11 protein-coding genes are annotated in these 16,570 nt (G+C 51.9%); 4 read left to right on the top strand and 7 right to left on the bottom strand.

What is annotated here, in order from left to right; all coding sequences use genetic code 11:
- The first annotated feature begins 13 nt into the window (after positions 1–13).
- The 4 genes from pncB to aspC all read left to right on the top strand — a co-directional run bounded on the left by pncB (position 14) and on the right by aspC (position 5,835).
- Entirely contained in the window at positions 14–1,216 is a 1,203-nt protein-coding gene (gene pncB, locus OGV98_RS17600; RefSeq protein WP_003836860.1) for a nicotinate phosphoribosyltransferase, read from the top strand.
- A 167-nt stretch (positions 1,217–1,383) separates the two neighbouring features.
- Positions 1,384–2,784 (top strand): asparagine--tRNA ligase, encoded by a 1,401-nt coding sequence (gene asnS, locus OGV98_RS17595; protein ID WP_003035832.1) that lies wholly within the window; start codon positions 1,384–1,386, stop codon positions 2,782–2,784.
- A gap of 600 nt (positions 2,785–3,384) precedes the next feature.
- The gene (gene ompF / locus OGV98_RS17590) at positions 3,385–4,461 is read left to right on the top strand and encodes a porin OmpF (RefSeq protein WP_016149871.1); all 1,077 of its coding nucleotides are present in this window, start codon (positions 3,385–3,387) and stop codon (positions 4,459–4,461) included.
- Between the two features lie 183 nt (positions 4,462–4,644).
- Positions 4,645–5,835, top strand: coding sequence for an aspartate transaminase (gene aspC / locus OGV98_RS17585; protein WP_003035825.1), 1,191 nt, complete (start codon positions 4,645–4,647; stop codon positions 5,833–5,835).
- Between the two features lie 53 nt (positions 5,836–5,888).
- Here aspC and OGV98_RS17580 read toward each other — a convergent pair whose 3' ends face one another.
- From OGV98_RS17580 to cmoM, 7 genes are all read right to left on the bottom strand, one after another.
- Positions 5,889–6,536: an MBL fold metallo-hydrolase gene (locus OGV98_RS17580; RefSeq protein ID WP_003035823.1), complete on the bottom strand. Its 648-nt coding sequence runs from the start codon at positions 6,534–6,536 to the stop codon at positions 5,889–5,891.
- Positions 6,537–6,564: 28 nt separating this feature from the next.
- The gene (gene mepK / locus OGV98_RS17575; RefSeq protein WP_003035820.1) at positions 6,565–7,113 is read right to left on the bottom strand and encodes a peptidoglycan L,D-endopeptidase MepK; all 549 of its coding nucleotides are present in this window, start codon (positions 7,111–7,113) and stop codon (positions 6,565–6,567) included.
- A 177-nt stretch (positions 7,114–7,290) separates the two neighbouring features.
- Positions 7,291–9,042, bottom strand: coding sequence for a L,D-transpeptidase (gene ldtD, locus OGV98_RS17570; RefSeq protein ID WP_202580636.1), 1,752 nt, complete (start codon positions 9,040–9,042; stop codon positions 7,291–7,293).
- Between the two features lie 245 nt (positions 9,043–9,287).
- The gene (gene mukB, locus OGV98_RS17565) at positions 9,288–13,748 is read right to left on the bottom strand and encodes a chromosome partition protein MukB (RefSeq protein ID WP_286551771.1); all 4,461 of its coding nucleotides are present in this window, start codon (positions 13,746–13,748) and stop codon (positions 9,288–9,290) included.
- The gene (gene mukE / locus OGV98_RS17560) at positions 13,748–14,452 is read right to left on the bottom strand and encodes a chromosome partition protein MukE (protein ID WP_003035809.1); all 705 of its coding nucleotides are present in this window, start codon (positions 14,450–14,452) and stop codon (positions 13,748–13,750) included. Before mukE ends, mukB begins: the two co-directional genes overlap by 1 nt.
- Complete coding sequence (gene mukF / locus OGV98_RS17555; protein ID WP_286551768.1) at positions 14,433–15,755, bottom strand: chromosome partition protein MukF; 1,323 nt, start codon at positions 15,753–15,755, stop codon at positions 14,433–14,435. The genes mukE and mukF overlap by 20 nt, the downstream gene beginning before the upstream one ends.
- Entirely contained in the window at positions 15,748–16,551 is an 804-nt protein-coding gene (gene cmoM / locus OGV98_RS17550) for a tRNA uridine 5-oxyacetic acid(34) methyltransferase CmoM (RefSeq protein WP_003846990.1), read from the bottom strand. The genes mukF and cmoM overlap by 8 nt, the downstream gene beginning before the upstream one ends.
- Positions 16,552–16,570 lie beyond the last annotated feature (19 nt).

Here is a 16,570-nt window from a genome sequence, read left to right as displayed (position 1 = left end):
CTACTGCGCACCTATGACACAATTCGCTTCTCCTGTTCTGCACTCGCTGCTGGATACAGACGCTTATAAGTTGCATATGCAGCAAGCCGTTTTTCACCACTACTATGACGTACAAGTAGCGGCTGAATTTCGTTGCCGTGGCGATGACCTGCTCGGTATTTATGCCGATTCTATTCGTGAGCAGGTGAATGCTATGCAGCACCTGCGACTGCAGGAGGATGAGTACCAGTGGCTCTCCGGCCTGCCTTTCTTTAAAGCTGATTACCTCACCTGGTTACGTGATTTCCGCTATAACCCGGAACAGGTTTGCGTCACCAATGATAACGGTAAGCTAAACATCCGCTTAACCGGTCCGTGGCGTGAAGTGATCATGTGGGAAGTCCCGCTGTTAGCGGTGATTAGCGAACTGGTACACCGTTACCGCTCACCTGAATCAGGCGTCCCGCAGGCACTCGATGAGCTGGAAAGCAAACTAGTAGAATTCTCTGCTTTAACGAAAGATGTCGATATGTCCCGCTTCCATTTGATGGATTTCGGTACGCGTCGTCGTTTTTCGCGCGAAGTACAGCAGGCTATCGTTAAACGCCTGCAGCAAGAGCCCTGGTTTGTCGGCACCAGTAACTACGATCTGGCCCGCCGTCTGTCATTAACCCCAATGGGTACGCAGGCGCATGAGTGGTTCCAGGCTCATCAGCAAATCAGTCCTGAACTTGCCACCAGCCAACGTGTAGCCCTGGCCGCCTGGTTAAATGAGTATCCTGATCAACTCGGCATTGCATTGACCGATTGCATCACCATGGACGCATTTTTACGCGACTTTGGCGTTGAGTTTGCGACGCGCTACCAGGGATTACGCCATGACTCAGGCGATCCGGTGGAATGGGGTGAAAAAGCCATCGCCCATTATGAAAAACTGGGTATTGATCCGCTGAGCAAAACGCTGGTCTTTTCAGATAACCTCGATCTGAAAAAAGCGATTGAACTCTACCGCCACTTCTCTTCCCGCGTACAGTTGAGTTTTGGTATTGGGACACGGCTAACATGCGACATTCCACAGGTTAAGCCGCTTAATATCGTAATTAAGCTGGTGGAATGTAACGGCAAACCAGTGGCGAAGTTATCTGACAGCCCGGGTAAAACCATCTGCCACGATAAAGCATTTGTTCGTGCACTGCGCAAAGCCTTCGATCTCCCGCATATTAAAAAAGCCAGTTAATCCTTCCAGGGAGCCATTTTGGCTCCCTTATTCGCGTTTATTTCCGAAATCTTTCACTCCAGCTACGAATTCTGCTTGTCTGATTGCAGATGCCAGGTAACATAGGTATCCCCCCCATTATGGGTGGACATGTGTTTATATATCCGACTATTAACAGAGAGAATATTATGAGCGTTGTGCCTGTAGCCGACGTACTCCAGGGCCGCGTAGCCGTTGACAGCGAAGTCACCGTGCGCGGATGGGTGCGTACCCGCCGAGATTCAAAAGCTGGCATCTCCTTCCTCGCCGTTTATGACGGTTCCTGCTTTGATCCTGTACAGGCCGTCATCAATAATTCTCTGCCCAATTACAATCAGGACGTACTGCGCCTGACGACGGGTTGTTCAGTTATCGTAACGGGTAAAGTCGTTGCATCACCTGGACAAGGACAGAGCTTTGAAATTCAGGCCACTGAAGTTGAAGTCGCGGGCTGGGTTGAAGATCCTGATACCTACCCAATGGCGGCTAAGCGTCACAGCATCGAGTATCTGCGTGAAGTGGCGCATATGCGTCCGCGCACCAATATGATTGGTGCGGTAGCACGCGTACGTCATACGCTGGCGCAAGCGCTGCATCGCTTCTTCCACGAGCAGGGTTTCTTTTGGGTATCGACTCCGCTGATCACCGCTTCCGATACGGAAGGTGCCGGTGAAATGTTCCGTGTTTCTACGCTGGATCTGGAAAACCTGCCGCGTAACGATCAGGGTAAAGTCGATTTCGATAAAGACTTCTTTGGTAAGGAAGCGTTCCTGACCGTTTCCGGTCAGTTGAACGGTGAAACCTACGCCTGCGCTCTGTCCAAAATTTATACCTTTGGCCCGACGTTCCGTGCAGAAAACTCTAACACCAGTCGTCACCTGGCAGAGTTCTGGATGCTGGAACCAGAAGTGGCGTTCGCTGACCTGAACGATGTTGCAGGCCTGGCTGAAGCGATGCTGAAATACGCGTTCAAAGCCGTACTGGCAGAGCGTGCGGATGATATGAAATTCTTCGCTGAACGTGTCGACAAGGACGCGATTTCACGCCTGGAACGTTTCATTGACGCTGACTTCGCGCAGGTGGATTACACCGACGCGGTAAGCATTCTGGAAAAATGCGGCAAACAGTTTGAAAACCCGGTTTACTGGGGTGTGGATCTGTCTTCCGAGCATGAACGTTATCTTGCTGAAGAGCACTTTAAAGCGCCGGTGGTGGTGAAAAACTACCCGAAAGATATCAAAGCGTTTTATATGCGCCTTAACGAAGACGGTAAAACCGTTGCTGCAATGGACGTTCTGGCTCCTGGAATCGGCGAAATCATCGGTGGTTCTCAGCGTGAAGAGCGTCTGGACGTGCTGGATGCCCGTATGCTGGAAATGGGTCTGAACAAAGAGGATTACTGGTGGTATCGCGACCTGCGTCGCTACGGTACCGTTCCGCATTCCGGCTTCGGATTGGGCTTCGAGCGTCTGATCGCTTACGTCACCGGCGTGCAAAACGTCCGTGATGTTATTCCGTTCCCGCGTACTCCGCGTAACGCCACCTTCTAAACGTGCGTTATTGTTTCAAAGGCCAGCATTGCTGGCCTTTTTTATACCCTTTTCATGTTATCTGGATACCCATCTCACGTTAAACACAACCATTCAATCCCCTCCACCTGTTACGTAATATTTCATCGCAATACATTTGCACAAAAAATAACCAGTAATTTTATTGTGGATTAGCATTTTCTGATTAAATAGTACATTTTTTAGCCTTTCGCACGGCACTCCAGACGTCCAAAAATCGTTATCTGTAAAATCCAAACTTTCCGGCATTACGGAGAAAAAATAACCTTAGCAAAATTAAATATAAGAAAATCATATAAATAGAAATAAAAACGAGAATTTTCAGCTCAGGGGTATCCGAAGTTTGACGCTGTTCACAAAGTTGCACAAAAATAACATTTTGTTACACATTTTTTCTTTTTGAAACCAAATCTTTATATTTGTAGCACTTTGACGGTAGCGAAACGGTAGTTTGAATGGAAAGATGCCTGTCAGACACATAAAGACACCAAACTCTCATCAATAGTTCCGTAAATTTTCATTGACGGAATTTATTGGCGGCAGTGGCAGGTGTCATATAAAAACCGATGAGGGTAATAAATAATGATGAAGCGCAATATTCTGGCAGTGGTTATCCCTGCTCTGCTGGTAGCCGGGGCAGCTAACGCTGCAGAAGTTTACAACAAAGATGGTAACAAGCTGGATATCTACGGTAAAACCGTTGGTCTGCATTATTTTTCTGACAGCGCTGCTGACGATGGCGATCAGACTTATGCTCGTCTTGGTTTCAAAGGGGAAACTCAGATTAACTCCGAGCTGTCCGGTTACGGTCAGTGGGAATACAACTTTGCCGGTAACAACTCTGAAGGCGGCAGTGACGCTCAGAACGGCAACAAAACCCGTCTGGCATTTGCTGGTCTGAAATATGCCGATCTGGGTTCTTTCGACTACGGTCGTAACTACGGTATCGTTTACGATGCCCTGGGTTACACCGATATGCTGCCAGAATTTGGTGGTGATACCGCATACAGCGACAACTTCTTCGTTGGTCGTGTTGGTGGTGTTGCAACCTACCGTAACTCCAACTTCTTCGGTCTGGTTGACGGTCTGAACTTCGGTATCCAGTATCTGGGTAAAAACGAACGTGATGGCAATACCGGTCGCTCTAACGGCGACGGCGTTGGCGGTTCTGTAAGCTACGAAATGGATGGTTTCGGTATCGTGGGTGCTTACGGCGCAGCTGACCGCACCAACGCGCAGGAAAACTCTTTCTACGGCAATGGCGGTAAAAAAGCTGAGCAGTGGGCGACCGGCGTGAAATACGATGCTAACAACATCTACCTGGCAGCGAACTACGGTGAAACCCGTAACGCGACCCGCATCTCAGGTGCTGGTAACAGCGGTTTTGCGAACAAAACTGAAGACGTATTCGTCGTTGCTCAGTACCAGTTCGATTTCGGCCTGCGTCCGTCCCTCTCCTACAACAAGTCTAAAGCGAAAGACGTAGAAGGTATCGGTGATGTGGATCTGGTCGATTACTTCGAAGTAGGTGCGACCTACTACTTCAACAAAAACATGTCCACCTATGTTGACTACAAGATTAACCAAATCGATTCTGACAACAAACTGGGCGTGAACTCTGACGACATCGTTGCAGTTGGTATCGTTTACCAGTTCTAATAGCAGACCTCTTTGTTAAATGCCTTAAAAACAGGACTTCGGTCCTGTTTTTTTATATCTGCTAGCGAATTCTTGCGTCTTAAAAAAACACCTCAGCTTTTCGTCAGTAACGGTTGGCATTTTGTAAATCTACCGTTAACCTGATAGCGGACTTCCCTTCTGTAATCACTATGGAACCTCGTCATGTTTGAGAACATTACCGCCGCTCCTGCCGACCCCATTTTGGGTCTGGCTGATTTGTTTCGTGCCGATGACCGCCCTGGAAAAATAAACCTCGGGATCGGTGTATATAAAGATGAGACAGGCAAAACGCCGGTGCTGACCAGCGTTAAAAAAGCCGAGCAATATATACTGGAAAATGAAACCACCAAAAACTATCTTGGCATTGACGGTATTCCAGAGTTTGGGCGTTGTACTCAGGAATTACTGTTTGGTAAAACGAGTTCGCTTATCAACGATAAACGCGCACGTACAGCACAGACCCCTGGTGGCACTGGCGCACTGCGCGTGGCAGCTGATTTTCTCGCAAGAAATACGTCGGCTAAACGCGTATGGGTGAGCAACCCAAGCTGGCCGAACCATAAGAGCGTCTTTAACTCTGCCGGTCTGGAAGTTCGTGAATACAACTATTACGATGCGGCGAACCACTCATTAGACTTTGATGCGCTGCTGGCCAGCCTCAGCGAAGCTCAGGCTGGCGATGTGGTACTGTTCCACGGCTGCTGTCATAACCCAACCGGTATCGATCCTACGCTTGAGCAGTGGCAAACGCTGGCTCAGCTTTCTGTCGAGAAAGGATGGTTGCCGCTGTTTGACTTCGCATACCAGGGCTTTGCCCGCGGTCTGGAAGAAGATGCAGAAGGTCTGCGCGCATTCGCCGCGCTGCACAAAGAGCTGATCGTTGCCAGTTCCTACTCCAAGAACTTTGGTCTGTACAATGAGCGCGTAGGTGCCTGTACGCTGGTTGCTGCTGATGCTGAAACCGTCGACCGTGCGTTTAGTCAGATGAAATCAGCCATTCGCGCTAACTATTCCAACCCGCCAGCACACGGCGCATCCGTAGTTGCCACGATTCTGAGCAATGACGCGCTGCGTGCCATCTGGGAACAGGAACTGACCGATATGCGCCAACGCATTCAGCGCATGCGTTTACTGTTCGTGAATACGCTGCAGGAGAAAGGTGCGAACCGCGACTTCAGCTTTATCATCAAACAGAACGGCATGTTCTCATTCAGCGGCCTGACAAAAGAGCAGGTTCTGCGTCTGCGTGAAGAGTTTGGTGTCTACGCTGTCGCTTCCGGACGTGTAAACGTAGCTGGAATGACGCCAGATAACATGGCACCGCTGTGCGAAGCGATTGTCGCAGTACTGTAATCTATCGCGTACAAAAAAGGCCGCAATAGCGGCCTTTTTATTTATCTGCTGTATTACCAGACAGGCATTTCGTCCTGCAGGAACGGGTTATGAAGCCGTTCGTTACCCAGCGTAGAAAGTGGGCCGTGACCCGGAATAAACGTCACGTCATCGCCCAGCGGCAACAGTTTACGTTTAATCGAATCGATCAGTTGGCTGTGATCTCCGCGCGGAAAATCGCTGCGCCCTACGCCACCTTTGAAAATCACGTCACCCGAAATCAGTAACTTTGATTGCTCATCAAAGAAGACCACATGTCCCGGTGTATGACCCGGACAATGCAACACCTGCAACGTCACGTTGCCAACGCTGACCCGATCACCTTCGTTCAACCAGCGATCGGGCGTCAGCGGCTCACAATCGCCCAGGCCAAACATGCGGCTCTGCGCAGGGAGACCCTGTAGCCAGAACTCATCTTCTTTTTCCGGACCAATAACCGGTACACCATAATGCTGTGCCAGTTCAGCTGCCGCCCCAACATGATCAAGATGACCGTGAGTAAGCAGGATCTGCATTAGCGTCAGACCGCTGGCATCCACTTCCTGTTTGATTTTCTCGGCATCGCCGCCGGGATCGACCAACGCGGCCAGACGAGTCTGCTCACACCAGATTAGCGAGCAGTTCTGGGCGAATGCAGTGACCGGAATAATACGATAGTTCATACAGCTCCTGTTTCATTAAGCTTATGGATCACCAGTGCCGTGCAGGGCCGGTGTCAATATGCACAAAGTTACTGCTGGGGTAGTATCCTACACCACCTGCGCGCATAGATAACGCAGCTTTGCGAATATTACTTAATGCGATGCCTTCAATATGGAAATCCATGGCCTGCCCTTTGGTGTGGTAGCTTTTCTTGGCCACACCGCGACTGCGCGCACGTAGTTCATTATTGGTATCGACGGAACGATAACCGGAGATCAGCTGTACGGGTTTACGCGTACCCAGCAGGCCCTGCAGACGGAAGAGTTGATCAAACAGTCCGGGGTCAATGGATTTCACTTTATTGGCCCGAAAATCACGGAAAAAGTGGTTAAGTTTTGCTAATTCGTCCTGAATATAGCCCCTGCCATCAAAAAACTCTGCTTTTATTGACTCACCGGTATGCAGGTTATTCAGAGTCAATATACGCGGACGTGGGGTAGAGAGTGTTGCAAACGCAGGCGTAGGCAGGATGGCAGCGCCGAGGGCAATACCACCAAGCGCCAGCAGTTTGCGGCGATTAGCGTCAAATTTGTCCATGGTATTAAGGTCTACAAGGTCAATGTTATCGTATGTATGCTCTAGCGCACGCGGGAAACCTTATCTGGCTAAGTAGTCCACGTCAAGGCTCCCAACCCCAGGAAATACGGGGCTCACAGCCATTTTGCCCCGTTTCCAGCATAACTTACGACAATCATTTTCCTCGAACTGCTTCATTTATCTGATTAATTGCTCGGCTTTTGACACAATTTGTGCGCTGGATCGCGCTGTCAGATCGTAATTGTAAATATCTGTACGATACTGCGTGCGACCATCCGGGCCAACAAATGCGGTCAGATAGTAGAGGTTGACCGGAATATTCTGGCGAATATTCACGTACCGCGTATCCCCTTGCTTCAGGGCATCCGAGATGCGGGTATCATTCCAACCCGCGTCCTGTAGCAGCATATTCGCCAGCTCAGATGCCTTATTCACACGCACACAGCCGGAACTTAACGCCCGCGTATCTTTCTGGAACAGATTGTGGTTCGGCGTATCGTGCAGATAAATAGCATCCGAACTCGGCATATTGAATTTATAGCGTCCGAGCGAGTTACGTGCGCCCGGAGCCTGCTGAAAGCGGAACGGCAGATTGGACGCAGTGATGGTGGCCCAGTCAACCTGCCACGGATCTATCGTCTCTTTACTGTTCCAACCGCGCATCACGGTATAGCCGTGACGTTCAAGATATCCCGGATCATTCCATAACTTAGGCAGAATATCTTTTCGGGCCAGCGTCGGCGGAACGTTCCACGGTGGGTTAACGACCACGTTATTCAGCGCACTACTCATCATCGGCGTTTTGCGATCTGGACGCCCGACAATAACGCGCGAGGCCAGCACCTGATTGCCATTCTGATAATAAACCAGCGAATAGGCAGGAATGTTCACCATGATACCGGTAGACAGCTCACTCGGCAGCAGGCGTAAGCGCTGAATATTTAACGCCAGCACGCCAGCACGCTGAGCGGGCGTCACGTTCAGCCAGTCACGCGTGGCAGGGCCAATCGCGCCATCGGCGCCAAGTCCCTGCCACGTCTGAAAACGCTTTACCGCATCGACAAGTTCACGATCGTAAGCGCTACGTCCTTCTTTAGCAGATGTACTGACGGTGGACTCCAGCATTCCCGTACGACGCAAAATTTCACGCAGCGCAGGGATGTCATTACTCCACTCCCCCGGACGTAGCGTTGCTGTACTGGTGAGCTGCGGCCAGGGACGTGTATCACCTACCAGCTTGAGCAGCGATTCATGCATTGCGGCGTACTGCGGATGCTGCGGTGCCAGGCTGGCAACAAACGAAGTTAGTTGACCGTTATCCAGTGCGACCTGCCACTGGTTGATGACAGAAATCGGCGGCGTCGTTAGCGCATAGGGCTTACCGCTGTAAAGCCAGCGATTACCTTTGACAGGGATATTAGCGATAAAGTGCAGATACCCCATCATCGCATCCGAGAGCACAATGTCTCTCGCCTGACCGGTTACTGCCGGATCAGTCAGAAGTGCAACCCAGGTAGTAAACTGCGGCTGAAAGCCAGCAATCGCGACCTCGGCCAACTGTTGTTGAAAGGCCTTTACCGCATCACGATTTTCCCACACCGGCTTCATTTCACGTGCGGCATACAGCAATTCCAGCTGGCTCATATACACTGGCGTGAAGCCCGCTGGAAGTTGAGATTGTAATTCGGCGCGGGCTTGATCAACTGACACGCCCTGCGGTAACGGTTGAATCCCCGCCATAATAGCCGTCGCGGAAGATTGTACCTGCGGCTGCGATAATGCTGTTGGCTGTTCACTGACGCTCGCAGAGCTATCGCCAGGGATCATTTCAGGCTCATCGGCCTGCGCATTGAACAGTGGAGCGAATGTTACGGCCAGGCACAAACTGATTGCCGACAGCCGACGACCACACATTTTATTAAGCAACATCCCTTGCCCCCTGTTTTCTTTATCATACTCTATAGCCAGGCACCATAAATCGGGTGTGCAACGCCTGTAGACGCCAATACAACTGAAGTATGACGAGTAAGCCTGCATACCCGTCAGGCTTATCTTCAGTATATAAACTTCGCCAATGTTTTACCTGGTATAATGTAAAGAAGTTAAAAGAAATTGCACCTGCAATTGAGACTTTTCGGAAAAGAAGAAAGGCGGTCAAATGACCGCCTTTCTATTTAGCTTGCCTGCGAGGAGGCATCTTCAGTCCCCGGCAGTGGTTCCGGTAACTGAGGCGCAAATCCGCGCAGCCCCACCACATGAACGTGCTCGGTGTTCTGGAAGACTTTACGCACCAGTTTGTAGGTGGTGCCTTTCTCTGGGCTGATGTTTTCCGGCGCAGCGATAATCAGCTGCATCTGCAAACGCTCACACAGCTCAAACAGAGTCGCAATAGAACGCGCATCGAGTCGTGCTGCTTCATCAAGGAACAGCAGGCGGCAAGGAGAGATGTCTTTCCCGCGCAATCTGCGACCTTCATCTTCCCAGCTTTGCACCACCATCACCAGAATAGACATCCCGGTCCCGATCGCTTCACCCGTTGACAGCGCGCCAGATTCAGCACGCAGCCAGCCGTCAGAGCCACGGTTAACCTCAACTTCCATTTCCAGATAGTTACGATAGTCCAGCAGCTCTTCACCAATGGTTTGCGGCGTGCGTTGCCCCATGTCGATCTGCGGATTCAGACGCTGATACAGCTTCGCCAGCGCTTCTGAGAAGGTCAGGCGATTGCTGTTAAACAGATCCTGATGCTGCTCATGCTGCTCTGAAAGTACGTCCAGCAAGGTAGCATGCGTTTCACGCACATTGACGTTCAGGCGAACGCTGTTAACCTGGCCAAACGACACACTTTGCAGCCCCTGGTTCAGCATGCGAATACGGTTCTGTTCACGCTGAATGGTCTTACGAATAATGTTCGCCACGCTGCGTGAGCTGATCGCCAGTTTCTGTTCACGAGAGGTTAGCTCTTCCGTCAGACGGCTCAGCTCAATCTCCATCTGTTCGATGGCTTCAACCGGATCGTCGGTACGGATAATATCCTGGCGAATACGTTCACGCAGATGCTGGTAAACCGCGACGAAGAACTGGATTTTGCGCTCTGGGCGTTTTGGATCTTCAGACATACGCAACACATCGCGCAGGTGTTCGTTATCCGCAACCGCCAGACGTAGCGCACCGAGCGCCTTATCCGACATCGAACGCAGTTCGTCACCGGAAAGATAGGCCAACTCGCGACGGTGCAGACGACGTTCCACACCGTTATCTTTCACCATCCGCATGACTGCACACCAGCCGGCTTTGGCGGTGACTACCTGCTCGCGCATTTCATGATAATCACGTTCCAGCTTGCGCAGTCTGCGGGTCAGGTTTTCCATCTCCGCTTCGCAGAAGGTCAGTGCTTTCTCAAGTTGGTTACGGCGTGCACGGTTGTTGCTGAGCTGCGCATGCAGTTCGTCACGACGGATACGCGCGCGCTCTTCGGCACCGCTGTCCGCACGAACGCCAATATCCTGCAGTTCACGTTGTAAATCATTAAGCAGCTCTTTTTTGGTGTCATAAGAGCTTTTTAGCGATGCCATGACCTGGTTGTACTGGCTTAACTGTGCAGCATGACTACGCAGCGCTTCACGAGCGCGGGTACGTTCGGCTTCCGCCTGTTCCAGGCGTTCACGCAATTTTTCGTTCAGATCGCTATTACCGCTCAGCATTTCGGCTGAGTCGGAATAACTAAAGTGCGCCCGACGCTGTACGACTTCAGTCAGCGCAAAAGCCTGCTGACGTGCGTCGCGCTGCATCTGCTGGGAATACGTATAGTCTTCCTTCAGTTGTTCAAACTGCTCAGGGTCATTTTGCAGAACTGAAACGATAGGTTCCAGTTTCGCCAACTGATTACCATGTTGCTGTACAAAACGCGCGGCTTCCTGAGCTTCATCCAGACGCTCGCGAATTTCGTCCACGCGATCGGCCAGCGTGTCATCTGCCAGCAGATTCAAGCGCGGCAGCAGGCGGTTCAGCGCGGAGACGCCCTCTTTCGCCTGTTCAAACTGCATACGGCTTTGCTGATTATCATTTTCATGATTGGTCAGCGCACGTTCCAGTTCAACGCGACGGCTATTCAGTTGGCGAATTTCCGCTTCTGGATCGGCTTCAAACGCCACCGACAGATGGCTGCCGATAAAGCGGCTGAACGCCTGATGCAGACGCTGGGTTTTCTGTACATCAAAGGAGAGCGTGGCGAAACGTTCAGACAGCCCTTCACGCTCGGCATGCAGGGTTTCGATACGGCTTTCACGCGCTGCACGACCAAAAATAGGCACCTTCGGGAAGCGGGAATAACGCCATTGACGCTCGGCGGTTTTCACCACCACCGCATTTTCCAGTTCATCAACGCTGAAGACGCTATCATCAAACGACTGCGGATCCCCTTCGATGAAATAGAGATCTTCCGGGCAATCCGTCAGCCCTTCAAGCTGTTCGGTAATTAGTGATAGATCTGGTACCACGATGGCATGGCGCGAAGGACCATACAGCGCAGAGAAGTACGGGGCATCTTCAAGGCTAACGTCATCATAAATTTCTGACAGCAGCACGCCGCCAAAGCGTTCCGCCAGCGCGTTCAGACGCTGATCTTCCGCCCCGCCCGGCTGACTTAAACATTCAATCTCTTCATCAACCGCATTTTTACGTGCACCGACTTCATCACGCTCAACAATGGCCTCACGCTCGCGCTCCAGCAATTGTTGCAGATACTCGGTCACATCCTGGCTAGAGGTAAACTCTTCGCCACACTGCTCGCTAAGCTGATTCAGGCTATTTTGCGCAGCCAGCCAGACAGGTGCCCGCTTCATCAAATGCTGAATACGGGATTGTAGCTGTTCCTGTTCCTGACGCAGCGTCATACGCTGTTCGCTGGCAGACGAGACGCTGTCCGACAAGGCGGCGATGCGCGCTTCCAGTTCCTGGTGCAGCGCTTCCAGCTCATCGATATCAAACTGTTTACCCTGACGCTTGCAGAATTCGGCCAGCAGACGCTCGGCATCCTGCTGTTCGCGCAGACGCTGCTCCAGTTCGCTCAGTCGCATACGCAATGGCTGAACCTGTTCCGCCAGGTGGCGCTGTTCAACGCCTTCGCGCAGCAGTTCACGCGCCACGCTCCAGGCTTCACTACGTGCCAGCGGGCCGTTGATAGCCGCCACCAGCTGATAAGCCTGTTCGAACTGGCTATGCGCGGTTTGCGCCACGCTCATTTTTTGTTCAAGCGTTAGCAGCTTTTCAGTGGCTTCCTGCTCTTTGGCCTGGAAAGTCTCCAGCCATTCGGCGGCGCTGTCGGCTGTCAGATCCGGTAGGTGGCAGAGCTCTTTCGCCCGATTTAGGGCCTGGATCGCCTGGGTATACTGGATGGCTCGCGTCTGCTGGACGTCCAGCGCCTGCTGGTAATCGGCAAGCTGGCTTTTCAGCTCATCCACTTCCAGTTCGGCGGCTTCCGCGCGGGCTTCGTTTTCATCCTGGCGGTCAACGGCTTCCGCAACCACCTCATTTTGTTCTTCAAGACGGATCTGCAGTTCTTCGAGATCCGCTTCGTAGCGTTCAATTTTTTCCTGCTGACGCAGCGCGGTTTGCACCAGATTCAGGTGATCGCTCGCGGCCTGATAATCGGCTTCCAGATCGCCTTCGGCGCCGTTATGCTCGCCCAGTTCACGCGCCATATCCACGTGCTTGTACTGCTCTGCCGCCAGCTGCTTACGTGAGGTATACAGTTCACGACGATATTCCAGTGCTTTATCCAGATGGATACGACGTTCGTTGGCATGGCGCATATAATCCGCAGCCACATAGTTGGTCGCTTCGCTGATCAAATGCTTAAACAGGTCGCGGTCAGACTGGGTTACGCGAATCGCTTCAAGCGTCATGCGGTTTTCACGCAGCGCGGCTTCCATATCCTGGAACGCTTTACGGACGCCGCCGTTTTCCGGCAGCAGGTAGTCACGCAGTGAACGGGTAATGGCGCTGGAGATCCCGCCGTACAGCGAGGCTTCAATCAAACGGTAGAATTTACTACGATCAGACGCGGAGCGCAGACGGCGAGCAATGATGCCCAGATCGAACATCAGCGAATGATAATCGGTTATTGAGTTGAACTGCTTAAACTGCACACCTTCCATCTCATCAAGCTTCTCTTTCAGCTCAGGTAGAGACAGTACGCGCGCCTGGCGTTCGTTCAGCGTTTCCGTCACCAGTTGGGTTGGCTGTACCGACATCGGCAGCCCCTGAATGGCAAACGGTTTGATATCCACTTTACGATCACGACCCGCAACCTGTTGCAGACGCACACCCACGACCACGCGCTGATGACGCGAGTTGAGGACGTCGAGCATTGAGTAACAGACCCCTGCTTTCAGCTTACCGTGCAGACCTTTATCTCGTGAACCGCTGGTTGCACCAGCTTCGGTGGTGTTACGGAAATGCAGCAGGGTTAAGTCCGGAATGAGCGCCGTAACAAATGCCGCCATGGTGGTGGATTTACCCGCACCGTTACCACCGGACAGCGTGGTGACCAGCTCATCGAGATCAAACGTACGGGCAAAAAAACCATTCCAGTTAATCAGCGTAAGTGAGCGAAATTTACCGCGTTCAATCATTATTCTTCTTCTCCACTGTCCGGCTGATTCTCTTCAGGCTCATCGTTGAGCTGCAGACGGTTCTCGACCGCCATCGCTTCACCATCACGAATTAAGCGACGCTGTGCTTCACGCGGATCGTCACCGCTACGCACATCCGCGCCAAAGCGGAAGACAGATTCTGTAATACGGAATTTGCTGCTGTCGTGGCCCAGAAACCACACCATGCCTAAGCGGCGCAAGCGGTTGAGCGAAGAACGCACTTTTTCCTGTAGCTTCTGGCGGTCAACGTCAGAACCGGTTGAACGGTTGTTTACCAGCTTCAGCAGTTTGGCTTCATCCGCCAGCGTTAACAGCTCGTCATACAGCTCTTGCTGGGTAAAAATCCCTTCGTTCGCCAGGCGTTCCGGGCTGAGATAGAGATAGCAAAGAATTTTACCCACCATCATGTCCAGTTCAGACAGGACCGAACGCGGAATGAGCGTCGTTGAACGCGGACGAAGGTAAAAGAACCCTTCCGGCGCACGGATCAATTCCACGTTATAGCGGCTGTAAAACTCTTCAAAATATTCCTGAAAATCCATCAGGAAGGCATGATTATCCAGTTCATCCAGACCGATATGGCGGCCCGAACGTAAGGCACTATCCAGCGCCGGAAATAACGGATTCGCCAGCGCCTGCGCCAGCTTTACCGGCATCACTTGTTCAATATTTGTCAATGACATGCGCCTGTACCTTGGCTCCGTAATCATTAATCGGCTGCCATTTGGCTGGCAGTCCGGTGAAGTCTGCTTGCGCTACGCCAAGGCGTACCGCCTGATCGATAACAATACGCGCGACGTCGAAATGACGCGCACGTGGGTATTGCGCCAGATACTCGCGCACTACCAAACCGAGATCCAGTGGTGTTTGTCTGGATTTGTAGATAGCCAGCTGTTCTTCGATGATCGCCGCCAGTTGTTCACGGATCTCGTTAAATTCTTCATATTCCAGATCTTCCGGAAGTTCACCGGTGACCTCTTCGTCACGCAGCACCATCTCCTCGTCACGCATATCCAGCAGACGATCGGCGTTGGCATAGGTCAGCGCCCATGGGTCGTCAAAGTAGGTCTGCACGGACTGACGCAGACGTTGGGCGAAGACGCGGTTTTTATCCATATCGATCGCGGTACGGATAAATTTATGCACATGACGATCGTAGCCGATCCACAAGTCAATGGACTGCTGACCCCAGCTAATAATGCGGTCGAGCTTGCTTTGTAAATCAAACACCAGCCGATCAACAAAATGCAAATCATCATGCGTCATTGTGGCATCCTGGATGCGTAACAGGTTAGCCTGCAGCTTATCCCCCGCCGCTTCCAGCGTATCCTGCAGTTCACGCAGCGTACCAGACGTTTCAGAAAGCAACAGTTCACAGCTGGAAATCGCCGCCCGCCAGTCTTTGTTTAGCAACTGTGCGATGTCGTCTTTTACCTGCTGCTGCTGTTCATCCATGATGCGCTGGGTCAGATCGATACTGTCGAAAATCTCCGCCACCGAGTATTTCAATGGCGCATAGACGTTGCGGTGCCAGTGGAACTCATCGCCACCTTCCGCTGCCGCATCCGCCGCGCGCTTCAGTTCGTCTGCAACAATCGACAGTTGCATGGAAAGACGCAGCGTAGAGAACTCGCGCTGACGAATATAGTAATCTGTGATGCCAATCCCGAGCGGCGTTAAACGGTAAATGGCGTTGCCTTCAGTCTGCTCGCTGGTAAAGCGGTTCAGCAGACGTTGACGCACCATATCGTTGATCGCGTTGTTGGCGCGGACGCCGATGGTTTCGCTGGTTTGCTCAAACGCATCACTCACATGGCGGAACGCATCCACCAGTTCACCTTCACTCATCTCACCGTCAAGTCGCTCACCGTTCAATGTGGCGACCGCCAGCAGGAACGAAAGTCTGTCTACCGGCAGAGAGATGGAGAAGTCATTTTTTCTGGCCCAGGCAACCAGTTCGGGGACTGTCTGGGAAAATTCACTCATAGGTTATCCTTGCATCTGCGGCTCGGGCCGGACGTTTAATCGCGGTGACATGAATATAGCGCCCAAGGCTGATATACGGTTCCTGGCGGCAATAGCGCGTTTCTATTTCTGTTAAAGCATCAAAACAGTCATGCTGTTTTTGTTTATCACGCAGATAATCATGAAACACCCTCACGCCCGTTTTACCGGTTATCTCCCAGCCAATCTCCTCCAGCCAGCCATAGACCTGCTGAGGGTCGCGCGGGAAATCGGGAGACAACGTGCGCCGTTTCTTTTTATACATTCCCTGCTGTACATAGCCGAAATTACCGACCAACACATTACGCATCAACAGGCCATTTGCATTGTAGAACATCAGCGATAAAGCACCGCCCGGGCGTAACATCGACCACAATGTTTTTAAGACGGCTTGTGGATCGGCCACCCATTCCAGCACAGCATGAAACAATATCAGATCAACCTGAGAATCCAAATGCTGTGGGATGTCCTGAGCGGCACAATGTATAAAATGCATGTTGTCGCTCACACCTTGCTCTTCTGCCGCCCGTTGCGCTCGCGCCACCATCTCAGCAGAAAGATCGCACAAGGTAACATGATGGCCCCGCTGCGCCATCAGAATGGCTGTCTGCCCTTCTCCGCCACCCGCATCAAGCACACGCAATGTCTGGCCCGCGTATTCGGCAAGAAGTTTGTCCAGATCCTGCCAGAGGATCGTCTGGCGAAGCTGACCTTTAGTGGTGCCGTAAATGTTACGGGAAAACTTCTCTGCAATGTCATCAAAATTGCGATCCCGCATCGGGCTCTCCACACGCTGG

This window comes from Citrobacter sp. Cf136, from assembly GCF_030333815.1.
Lineage (GTDB): Bacteria > Pseudomonadota > Gammaproteobacteria > Enterobacterales > Enterobacteriaceae > Citrobacter > Citrobacter freundii.
The sequence above is the reverse complement of the archived record's forward strand: the minus strand, read 5'-3'. Positions and strand labels throughout refer to the sequence as shown.

Coding starts and splice junctions, on each gene's coding strand:
- ldtD (WP_202580636.1), bottom strand. CDS start 9,042: ATGTTGCTTAATAAAATGTGTGGTCGTCGGCTGTCGGCAATCAGTTTG.
- ompF (WP_016149871.1), top strand. CDS start 3,385: ATGATGAAGCGCAATATTCTGGCAGTGGTTATCCCTGCTCTGCTGGTA.
- mukE (WP_003035809.1), bottom strand. CDS start 14,452: ATGTCATTGACAAATATTGAACAAGTGATGCCGGTAAAGCTGGCGCAG.
- cmoM (WP_003846990.1), bottom strand. CDS start 16,551: ATGCGGGATCGCAATTTTGATGACATTGCAGAGAAGTTTTCCCGTAAC.
- mukB (WP_286551771.1), bottom strand. CDS start 13,748: ATGATTGAACGCGGTAAATTTCGCTCACTTACGCTGATTAACTGGAAT.
- OGV98_RS17580 (WP_003035823.1), bottom strand. CDS start 6,536: ATGAACTATCGTATTATTCCGGTCACTGCATTCGCCCAGAACTGCTCG.
- mepK (WP_003035820.1), bottom strand. CDS start 7,113: ATGGACAAATTTGACGCTAATCGCCGCAAACTGCTGGCGCTTGGTGGT.
- asnS (WP_003035832.1), top strand. CDS start 1,384: ATGAGCGTTGTGCCTGTAGCCGACGTACTCCAGGGCCGCGTAGCCGTT.
- pncB (WP_003836860.1), top strand. CDS start 14: ATGACACAATTCGCTTCTCCTGTTCTGCACTCGCTGCTGGATACAGAC.
- aspC (WP_003035825.1), top strand. CDS start 4,645: ATGTTTGAGAACATTACCGCCGCTCCTGCCGACCCCATTTTGGGTCTG.
- mukF (WP_286551768.1), bottom strand. CDS start 15,755: ATGAGTGAATTTTCCCAGACAGTCCCCGAACTGGTTGCCTGGGCCAGA.